9 protein-coding genes are annotated in these 10,201 nt (G+C 66.0%); 6 read left to right on the forward strand and 3 right to left on the reverse strand.

The window, feature by feature from the left end:
• A partial coding sequence (locus tag VGD20_RS03150; RefSeq protein ID WP_331133056.1) for a TonB-dependent receptor plug domain-containing protein occupies window positions 1-710 on the reverse strand: 710 nt, incomplete at its 3' end.
• 176 nt (window positions 711-886) lie between these two features.
• Between VGD20_RS03150 and VGD20_RS03155 the strand changes: the two genes are divergently transcribed.
• The 5 genes from VGD20_RS03155 (at window position 887) to nagE (ending at window position 8,475) form a co-directional block, all read left to right on the forward strand.
• Window positions 887-1,969, forward strand: coding sequence for an acyltransferase family protein (locus VGD20_RS03155; protein WP_331133057.1), 1,083 nt, complete (start codon window positions 887-889; stop codon window positions 1,967-1,969).
• A gap of 92 nt (window positions 1,970-2,061) precedes the next feature.
• Complete coding sequence (locus tag VGD20_RS03160; protein ID WP_331133058.1) at window positions 2,062-3,099, forward strand: SIS domain-containing protein; 1,038 nt, start codon at window positions 2,062-2,064, stop codon at window positions 3,097-3,099.
• A complete protein-coding gene (gene nagA / locus VGD20_RS03165) occupies window positions 3,096-4,262 on the forward strand; it encodes an N-acetylglucosamine-6-phosphate deacetylase (RefSeq protein ID WP_331133059.1) in 1,167 nt (388 codons plus the stop codon). Before VGD20_RS03160 ends, nagA begins: the two co-directional genes overlap by 4 nt.
• 47 nt (window positions 4,263-4,309) lie before the next feature.
• Entirely contained in the window at window positions 4,310-6,799 is a 2,490-nt protein-coding gene (gene ptsP, locus VGD20_RS03170; RefSeq protein ID WP_331133060.1) for a phosphoenolpyruvate--protein phosphotransferase, read from the forward strand.
• Window positions 6,796-8,475: an N-acetylglucosamine-specific PTS transporter subunit IIBC gene (gene nagE / locus VGD20_RS03175; protein ID WP_331133061.1), complete on the forward strand. Its 1,680-nt coding sequence runs from the start codon at window positions 6,796-6,798 to the stop codon at window positions 8,473-8,475. Before ptsP ends, nagE begins: the two co-directional genes overlap by 4 nt.
• Before the next feature lie 77 nt (window positions 8,476-8,552).
• On the opposite strand, the gene VGD20_RS03180 is transcribed toward nagE, so the two are convergent.
• The gene (locus VGD20_RS03180) at window positions 8,553-9,389 is read right to left on the reverse strand and encodes a glycoside hydrolase family 16 protein (RefSeq protein WP_331133062.1); all 837 of its coding nucleotides are present in this window, start codon (window positions 9,387-9,389) and stop codon (window positions 8,553-8,555) included.
• Between the two features lie 86 nt (window positions 9,390-9,475).
• On the opposite strand from VGD20_RS03180, the gene VGD20_RS03185 reads away from it, so the two are divergent.
• On the forward strand, window positions 9,476-10,015 hold the full coding sequence (locus VGD20_RS03185) for a hypothetical protein (protein WP_331133063.1): 540 nt from the start codon (window positions 9,476-9,478) through the stop codon (window positions 10,013-10,015).
• 18 nt (window positions 10,016-10,033) lie between these two features.
• Here the strand turns inward: VGD20_RS03185 and ndhC are convergent.
• On the reverse strand, window positions 10,034-10,201 hold a 168-nt coding region (gene ndhC / locus VGD20_RS03190), incomplete at its 5' end, for an NADH-quinone oxidoreductase subunit A (RefSeq protein WP_331133064.1).

The raw sequence follows: 10,201 nt of genomic DNA on the forward strand, positions 1-10,201 counted from the left end.
TGCGAATAGGCGCCGTTGATCATCAGGCCGATCTCGCCGATCCCCGTCTGCCAGCGATCGGAAATGATGCCCGAGATCTCGGGCGTCGATTTCTTCGCAATGTCGCCATAGGTGTTCTTGATCGAGATCGAGATCAGCCGCCCATCCTGATCGAAGGGCACGCGTGTGCGCAGGTTGACCGTTCCCGCGATACCGCCCTCGATCAGGTCGGCGGTCTGGTTCTTGTAGGTGTCGATGCCGCCGAGCAGTTCGGGTGAGATGTCCTGCCACGAGAGGCCGCGCGACGAGTTCGCACTGAAGGTGTCACGGCCGTTGAATTCCGAACGCACTTGGTTGAGCCCGCGAACAATGACCCCCGAAGGCTCGGCAGAGAAGTGCGAGGTATCATCGGTACCGGCAAACCGGATGACCGTGATGCCCGGCACGCGCTGCAGCGCTTCGGCGACCGATTTGTCGGGGAAGGAGCCAATATCCTCTGCGGTGATCGAATCGACGACGGTATCGGCGGTGCGCTTGCGGTTTTGCGCCGACTCCAGATTGGCGCGAATGCCGGTGACGACGATGTCGTTGGACGGTTCCTCGTCGGCCGCCGGCGCGGTGCTTTCCTGTGCCGCAGCAGGAAGGGTGATCGCGCTCGCGAGCGCCGTCACACAGATGCCCTGAAGCAGACCGTGGCGAATCCCGAAAGTCTTGGCAGGCCCCTTAACCATTATGATTTTCCCCCATCCCGTCCGGTCCAGATTGCCTTCCCACAATCTCTATAAGACCAATTGCGTCCTTGGACTATTACCAATAGACTACAAATCCAACGCGCTGTCCATTGCAAATTTGTGGCAGGGCCAAGATGTTGCCTGAGGGGGCGACGGAAAACCGGGGAGGCAAAGCCATGCGATTGATTTCACTTGATGTGCTCAGGGGGCTCACGGTCGCCGGGATGATCCTGGTGAATTCGGCCGCAGCGATGAAATATGGCGCCGAGGCGAATGTCGCGCCGATCCTGCTGCATGCCAGCTGGGACGGACTTACCCTCGCCGACCTCGTTTTTCCGGGCTTTCTGACGATGGTGGGGATCGCGATCCCCTTTTCGATGCGGGATGCAAAGCTCGATTCGGCGCAGCAGCGGCACATTTTCGGCCGGAGCGGTCGCCTGTTGCTGCTGGGCTTCATCCTCAGCAACCTCTACTGGTTCGCCAGCTTTGCATCGGGCGAATGGCGGTTGTTCGGGGTCTTGCAGCGAATCGGGCTCGTCTATTGCGCCTGCGCCCTGCTTTTCCTGCTCGCGGGTCCACGCGCGCGGATGATCATCGCCGCGGTGATTCTTGCCGCTTATTGGCCGCTCGCGTTACTTCCCTCGCTCGATGGCGTTACAACCGATATCTGGGTGCGCGGCCATAACTTCATCGCATCGGTCGATCGGCTGCTTCTCGGCACGCACCTCTATGTGCAGGGCGCCGAGGGATATGATCCCGAAGGCATTCTCGGCACGCTGCCCGCGATTGCCCAAGGGCTGATCGGGGTCGCCGTCGGCGAGTTGCTGATCGGCCGGAAAGGCCCCGCCGCGCGCCATTTGGCGATCGTCGGCGCCGGAATGCTCGCGGTGGGCGGCCTCTGGAGCCTCGCCTTCCCGATCGTGAAGGATATCTGGTCGAGCAGCTTCGTGCTTGTAACGAGCGGGATCACGATCCTCGCGCTGGCGCTGCTCCACCACTGGCTCGACCACGAAGCCCGCAGGCCCGGCCTTGCCGCCACCGCGATGCTCGCCTTCGGCGCCAATGCGATCGCCGCCTATACGCTGCATCAGGTCACCGCGGGCATGGTCACATGGGACCTGCTGCTGCTGCCCTTCCGCGCGCTCCGCGAGGCATTCGGCGACCCGGTCGCTTCGCTGCTGCCCGTCATTCTCTACATGGTGCTGATCTGGGGCGCGATGGAGTGGCTGCGCCGCAAGCGTTGGATCATCAAAATCTGACGGGCCAAACATACATCTTGATGAGACATATATAACCTATATAGTACCAATATATCAAGTGGCACATGACACCGATCCGGAGACACAATCCTATGACGCCGAACGCCGCGCTGGACGGACGACAGACGCTGATGGAGCAGGAAGCGGGCGAGGCGGCCGTCGCCGTCGGCCGGATGCTCGAAGCGAATCGCGCGGCGTTTGCCGGGATCGGACGGCGTCTGCGTGCCTCTCCCCCCGCCGCGGTCGTGACCTGCGCGCGGGGCTCCTCGGACCATGCCGCAACCTATGCCAAATATCTGATCGAAACGATGACTGGCACGCCGACCGCGTCGGCCGCGCTGTCGATCGCGTCGCTCTATGACGCGCCCGCGGTCGCGGGCAACCGGCTTTGCCTCGCCATTTCGCAGTCGGGCAAAAGCCCCGACCTGCTCGCCGCGGTCGAGCAGCAGCGCGATGCGGGCGCATTCGTCGTCGCGCTCGTAAACGCCGAAGGATCGCCGCTGGCGCGCCTTGCCGACATCGAAATCCCCCTGTCGGCGGGGATCGAACGATCGGTGGCGGCGACCAAATCCTATATCGCTTCGCTTGCGGCCGTCGCCGCACTTGTTGCGGCATGGGCAGAGGACGCGGCGCTCGAAGACGCCGTAACCGCCCTGCCCGCCCAGCTTGCTCAGGCGTTCGCGCTCGATTGGTCGCCTGCGGTCGCGGCCTTTCAGGATGCGACCAACCTGTTCGTCCTCGGCCGCGGCTACGGGCTGGGCGTCGCACAGGAAGCCGCGCTCAAGTTCAAGGAAACCTCGGCACTCCACGCCGAAAGCTTCAGCGCCGCCGAGGTGCGCCACGGTCCGATGGCGATCGTCGGCGATGCCTTTCACGTCCTCGCCTTCGGCGGCAGCGACCGCGCGGCCGTCAGCGTGCGCGAGGCGGCGACCGAGTTTCGTGGCCGCGGCGCGACGGTCCTGCTCGCCGATCCCGACGGTGGCGAACTGCCGGCCATTGCCGCGCATCCGGCGATCGAGCCGATCCTGCTGATCCAGAGTTTCTATCGCATGGCAAGCGCACTCGCGCTGGCGCGGGGCTGCAACCCCGACTCGCCTCCCCATCTCAACAAGGTTACCGAGACGCTATGATCTTTCGTTTCCACAACGGCCGGGTCGCGTTGCCGACCGGCGCCGTCGGCGCGGTCGATATCGCCATCGCCGGGGGCATTGTGACCGGCGTGACGCCGGCCGCCGCGTCGGCTGCCGATCGCATGATCGATCTGGAAGGCGGCTGGCTGCTCCCCGGATTTGTCGATACGCAGGTCAATGGCGGCGGCGGGGTGCTGTTCAACGACCAGGTCGATGTCGAGGCGATCGCGGCGATCGGGGAGGCGCATGCCCGGTTCGGTACCACGGCTTTCCTGCCGACGCTGATCAGCGACACGCCGGCACAGATCGCCACCGCACTCGCGGCCGTCGACGCCGCAATCGAACAAGGCGTGCCCGGCGTCGTCGGCATCCATATCGAAGGCCCGTTCATCAACGAGGTGAAGCGCGGCATTCACGAAGCGCATCGCATCCGCCGCCTCGATGCCGATATCCTCGCGACGCTCACCGCGCCGCACCGCGGACGCGTGATGCTGACCCTTGCGCCCGAACTGTGCGACGAAGACGACATCCGCACCCTCGTCCGCCACGGCGTCATTGTGAGCGCGGGGCACAGCGATGCCACCTATGACGAGGCACAGCGCGCAATCGCGGCGGGGCTTTCGGGCTTCACCCATTTGTTCAATGCGATGTCGCCGCTGCATCACCGCAACCCTGGCGCGGTCGGCGCCGCGTTCGATTCCGACAGCTGGTGCGGGCTGATCGTCGACGACGTCCATCTGCACCCCGCGGTCGTCCGGCTCGCGGTCCATGCAAAGGGCAAGGACCGCATCATGCTGGTCACCGACGCGATGCCCAGTGTCGGCACCGACGACAGCGAATTCACCCTGCAAGGCAAGCGCATCGCGGTGAAGGACGGCGTCTGCATTTTCGAGGACGGCACGCTGGCAGGCACGCACCTCGACATGGCATCGGCGCTGCGCAAGACGGTCGAGGTCACCGGCCTGCCCGTGACCGACGTGTCGGCGATGGCAAGCGCGACGCCTGCGACCTTCCTGTCGCTGCAGGACCGAATCGGCGCGATCGCCGCGGGACAACGCGCCGACTGGGTGTGGCTGAATAGCGAACTCGCACCGCGCGCGACATGGATCGGCGGACAGCTCGTCCCGAAATCCGCACCGGACCTTGCCCACGCCGCACAATGATACACAAGCCGCACAACAAAGCGGCGGAAGTTTTGGGGATTACACGGATGAGCCTGATCATCACCTCTCCGCTCAGAGGATGGGCGACGACGCTGGACAGCGTTCCCGATCCGGTCTTCGCGCAACGGATGATGGGGGACGGCGTCGCGATCCAGCCGCTTGGTGACACCGTCGTCGCGCCGTTCGACGGCGAGGTGGTCACGCTCCACGATGCCGGGCACGCCGTGTCGCTGCGCAGCGCCGAGGGCGCCGAGGTGCTGATCCATATCGGGCTCGACACGGTGATGCTGAAAGGCGACGGCTTTACCCCGCTCGTCGCGATCGGACAGACGGTGGCGCGCGGCGACCCGCTGATCCGCTTCGACCTCGACGCCGTAGCCCTCGCGGCGACCAGCCTGATCACGCCGGTGATCGTGACCAACGCCGAGGCATTTGCGATCAGCCGCCGGACGGTCGATTCCGCGATAGGCGCTTGCGAAGCCTTGATGACATTGGTGCCGGTGCAGGCCGAAGCGCGCCGCCGGCCGGACGACGGCACGGTGATCGAACAGGCGGTGACCCTGTCTCTGCCGCACGGTATCCATGCGCGTCCCGCAGCGCGGATCGGCGAAGCCGCGCGCCGCTTCGAGGCCGAAGTCCATCTGCTCAATGCCGGCAAGCGCGGCGATGCGCGCAGTACCGTCGCGCTGCTCGCGCTCGGAACCGCTTTCGGCGATGAAGTGACCGTGCAGGCGCGCGGCGACGATGCCGAAGCGGCGCTCGCGGCGATCGTCGCATTGCTCGCGACCGATATGGGCGAAGGTGCGCCCGCCGTTGCGGCGGTCGCGAAACTCGAGACGCAAATATTGCGCCCCGACCAGATCGGCGGCGTGATCGCATCGCCCGGCCTCGCAATGGGCCCGGCGGCCCGGCTGCGACAGGCCGAGATCGCGGTCGCGCGTGACGGTACGGGCGCGGTCGAGGAACGCGCGGCGCTGATCGCGGCGCGGAGCGAGGTGCGCGGCCGGATCGCGGCACGCGCCAATGAAGCCGATGGCAGTGTTGCGGCGGTGATGCAGGCGCATCTCGCGCTGATCGACGATCCCGAACTGCTTGCCGGTGCCGAGAAACGCATTGCCGAAGGGCGCAGCGCCGGTTTTTCCTGGCGCGGCGCGATCCACGACCAGATCGACGCGATCCGCGCGACGGGCAACGCGCATCTGATCGAGCGTATCGACGATCTGGTGGATATCGAGCGGCAACTGCTCTCGACGCTGACCGGTACGCCGCTCGACGGCGACGCGCTCGCGACCGGCGCGATCGTGGTCGCCGAGGACTTGCTTCCGTCGCAGCTCGTGACGCTCGCCGCGGCAAAGCCCGCCGGCATCTGCCTCGCGCGCGGCGGACCGACGTCGCATGTCGCCATCCTGTGCGCGGGCATGGGGCTTCCCGCGCTTGTCGCGATGGGCGATGCACTGGACACCGTCGACGAGGGTACGCGGCTGTTGCTGGATGCCGAGCTGGGGCATGTCACAGCCAACCCTTCGGCAGCCGATGCCGATGCGTTTACGGCCCGCCTTGCGAAGCGGGACGCGCGGCGGGCGGCCGCTCAGGCGGCGGCAAAGGACGCGTGCCGGAGTGCCGACGGCACGCGGATCGAAATTTTCGCCAACATCGGCACGGTGGAAGACGCAGAGATCGCAGCCGTACAGGGCGCCGAAGGATCGGGCCTCGTGCGCAGCGAATTTCTCTTCCTCGATCGCGAAACCGCGCCGTCGGAAAGCGAGCAACACACGGCCTATCAGCGAATCGCCGACGCGCTCGCCGGCCAACCGGTGATCATCCGCCTCCTCGACATCGGCGGGGACAAGCCCGCAGCCTATATCCCGATCGCGCAGGAGGAAAATCCGGCGCTTGGCCTGCGCGGCATCCGCGTCGCGCTGGCCCGGCCCGACCTGCTCGAAACGCAGCTTCGCGCGATCCTGCGCGTCGAACCCGCGGGCCAGTGCAAGATCATGATCCCGATGATCGCGAGCGTCGATGAGCTGCGGCAGGTACGGGCCGTTGTCGACCGGCTACGCGGTGAAATGGGCATCAGGGCGCCGGTCGAGGTCGGCGTGATGGTCGAGACGCCCGCTGCGGCGATGACCGCCGATCTGCTCGCCGCCGAAGCCGACTTCCTGTCGATCGGCACCAACGATCTTACCCAATATGTGCTGGCGATGGACCGCGGCAATCCGGCGGTCGCCGCCGGGGTCGATGCCATGCATCCCGCGGTGCTCCGGATGATTGCCGAGACCTGCCGCCTCGCTACCGCGCGTGGACGCTGGGTCGGCGTGTGCGGCGGGCTCGCATCCGACCCCGCCGCGCTGCCGATCCTGGTCGGGCTGGGCGTAACCGAATTGTCGGCGGTTCCGGGCTTCGTCGCCGAGGCAAAACAGATCGTGCGCACGCTGACGCTGATCGAGGCACGCGCGCATGCCGAACTCGCACTGCAATGCAAATCGGCTGCCGAGGTTCGCGCGCTCGCCCGCGCATTCGAGGAGACACGGCGATGAGGAAGATACTCGAAACGCTCCAGCCGCTCGGCCGCGCCCTGATGCTGCCAATCGCTGTCCTGCCGATCGCGGGCCTGCTCCTCCGCATCGGCCAGCCCGACCTGCTCGACATCGCCTTCATCTCGGCCGCCGGTGCCGCGATCTTCGACAATCTCGGCATATTGTTCGCGATCGGCGTCGCGGTCGGTTTTGCACGCGACGGCAATGGCGCCGCGGCGCTTGCAGGCGTCGTCTGCTATTTCGTGACGACCAACGGCGCGCAGACTTTCATGGTGGCACCTCCCGACATCGGCGCGGGGCTTCCCGAAGCGGCGGCTACCTTGACGGCGAAGCAATGGGCGGTCGGGCTGATCGACCGGCTGGAGGTGCCTGTCGGCATCATCTCGGGCCTGATCGGCGGACATTTCTACAATCGCTTCGCGACGATCGCGCTCCCCGAATATCTTGCGTTCTTCGGCGGCCGGCGCTTCGTGCCGATCGCGAGCGGGGTCGCCGGACTGCTGCTCGCGGCGCTGGTCGGCTACAGCTACGCGCATATCAGCGGCGCGATCGATACCGCGAGCCGCGCCGTTGTGGCCTCGGGCGAGATCGGCCTGTTCGTCTATGGCGCGCTCAACCGGCTGTTGATCGTCACCGGGCTGCACCACATCATCAACAATGCCGCCTGGTTCGTCGTCGGCGATTTCGGCGGCGCGACGGGCGACCTCCGCCGCTTTTTCGCAGGCGACCCCGAAGCGGGAGCGTTCATGACCGGCTTCTTCCCGGTGATGATGTTCGGCCTGCCCGCCGCGTGTCTGGCCATGTATCACGAGGCGCGGCCCGATCGCCGCAAGGCGGTCGGCGGGATGCTCTTCAGCCTCGCCTTCACGAGCTTCCTCACCGGAGTCACCGAACCGATCGAATTCACCTTCATGTTCGTCGCGCCCTTGCTTTACGCGATCCATGCCGTGCTGACCGGCGCCTCGATGGCGCTGATGAATGCGCTCGACGTGAAGCTCGGCTTCGGTTTTTCGGCGGGGTTGTTCGACTATGTACTGAACTTCAGCCTCGCTACGCGGCCATGGATGCTGCTGCCGATCGGCGCGGTCTATGCGCTGCTCTATTACGGCCTGTTCCGCTTCTTCATCCGCAAATTCGACCTTGCGACGCCGGGGCGCGAGAAGGGTGAGGTCGTTGAAGCCGCCACCGCGTCGGCGGGCGGCGCGCGCGGGGACGCTTTCGTGACGGCGCTGGGTGGCGCCGCCAACCTGGTCAGCGTCGATGCCTGCACAACGCGCCTGCGCCTGATTGTCGCCGACCAGCAGGCTATCGACGACGCCGCGCTATCAGCGCTCGGCGCGCGCGGAATCATCCGTCCGTCCGGGAATGCGGCGCAGGTCGTGCTCGGACCGATTGCCGATCTGGTGGCCGAAGAAATCCGGGGAGCGCTCGCGGGCGGCGGCGCAAGGGCTGCAGTCCTCACCCCTGCGACGACGCGGGACACCGACACGGCGACGCTACCCCGGGATATCACCGGAGCACTGGGCGGCGAAACGAATGTCCGCGCCGTGCGCGCACTCCATGGCCGCTACCGGGTCGAGCTCGCCGATGCGAGCCGCGTCGATGACGGCGCATTGGCGCGCCTGACGCGTGGCATCGTCCGTCCGCAGCCCGATGTCTGCCATATCCTGATCTGAACGGGGCAGCGGTCTTCCCACCGCTGGCCTCGGCGCTCGCCGTGGCCTCCGCCGGAGACCCGGCGGGCGCCGCAAACCTATTCGGTCGGCGCACCGGCGCCGCGCGGCTGCTGCCGATAGACGCGAACATGGTCAATCTCGAACCGGATCGGGAAGATCGCGTCATCGACCTCGCCGCCCATCGCGCCGCCGACCGCGAGGTTGAGCAGCAGATATTGTGGCTGGTCGAACGGCCATTGCGCTGCGCCGGTACCCGCGTTGGCGTAGCGGTGATAGGGTTTGCCGTCGACCGCAAAGCGGATCTCGCGCGGGGTCCACAGCATCTGGTAATCGTGAAAGGCGTCGCAGGCATCCTCGACGCGCGTCTTGCCGCCATTGCCGAATGTTCCGGCGGTCGAGCGATTGTGGATCGTGCCGAAGACATCGCCCGGCGTCTTGCCGACATGCTCCATGATGTCGATCTCGCCGGCGTCGGGCCAGGGACCGTTCGCGCCAAGGGTCCAGATCGCGGGCCAGCTTCCCTTGCCGCATGGCAGCTTTGCGCGCACTTCGATCAGGCCATAGGTAAACTCGGCCTTGCCCTTGGTGATCAACCGCGCCGACGAATAGCCCTGCCCGCCATGGTCGGCGCGGCCGGTCAGCGTCTCCTTGCGCGCGGTGATGATCAGCCGGCCGTTCTCGACGCGGGCGTTTTCGGGGCGATCGGCGGCATAATATTGCAGCTCTTCATTGTACCAGCCGCCCTTGTTGGCATGGGTATCCCAGCTCCATTTGGCGGGGTCGGGCAGGCCGTCGACGTCGAATTCGTCGGACCAGACGAGCTCGAAACTGCCCTTGGCAGCGTCCTGCGCCGCGGAAGTTGGCGAAAGTGCCGCGCAGAGCAACAGGATGGAGGTTCCAACCAATAGACGCATCGCCGTTCCCCTCGGACAATTGGTATTAGATTGATATGCTACTTGTCATTATAAGATCATGCAATCGAGTCGTTTGGGGGAGACGCATGATGACCAAAATCCACGCCGCTTTTCTGGCTGTCGCCATTGCCTTTGCTGCCGGGCCGGTATCGGCCGAGGAGGAAGCCGGCGCGCCGCAGATGCTCAACGAACCGACGGCGGGCTGGAATGTCTACGGCCCCGGCCAGACGCACAAGGTGCGCAAGGACGCTGCCGTGCAGGGCGGCACCGCGATGCGCGTGACGATCCCGGCGAAGCCCGCGAACCCGTGGGATATCGGCGCATCGGTCCCGATCAGCGGCGGTATCGCCAAGGGCGACAGGCTGATCCTCGCCTTATGGGTGCGGCTGGCCGATGGCGGCGCGGCGGCGCCCGCGGATCTCGGCGCCGCGATCCAGCAGAACAGCGCCCCTTATGCGCCGATCGTGGCAGGACGCGTCGCGATTACGGGCGAATGGAAGCTGGTGCATCTGAAAGGTATTGCCGGCGACGCCTATCCGCCGGGCAAGGCCAATGTCGCACTGACGCTGGGCGACGCGGCGCGCACGATCGACCTTGGCCCCGCCTTCGTGATGAAAGCCGATTGAGGCGCCTGCGGCAGGACCCTAGTCCCAGTCGAGCGCCCCTTTTTTCCACTCGTAGATGAAACCGATCGTCAATATCCCCAGAAAGACCATCATCGCGCCCCACGCCTCCCAGCCGAGGTCGAGCACGACGACGGCCCAAGGGAAGAGGAAGGCGGCCTCGAGATCGAAAATGATGAACAGGATCGC

The organism is Sphingopyxis sp. (genome assembly GCF_036402335.1).
GTDB lineage: Bacteria > Pseudomonadota > Alphaproteobacteria > Sphingomonadales > Sphingomonadaceae > Sphingopyxis.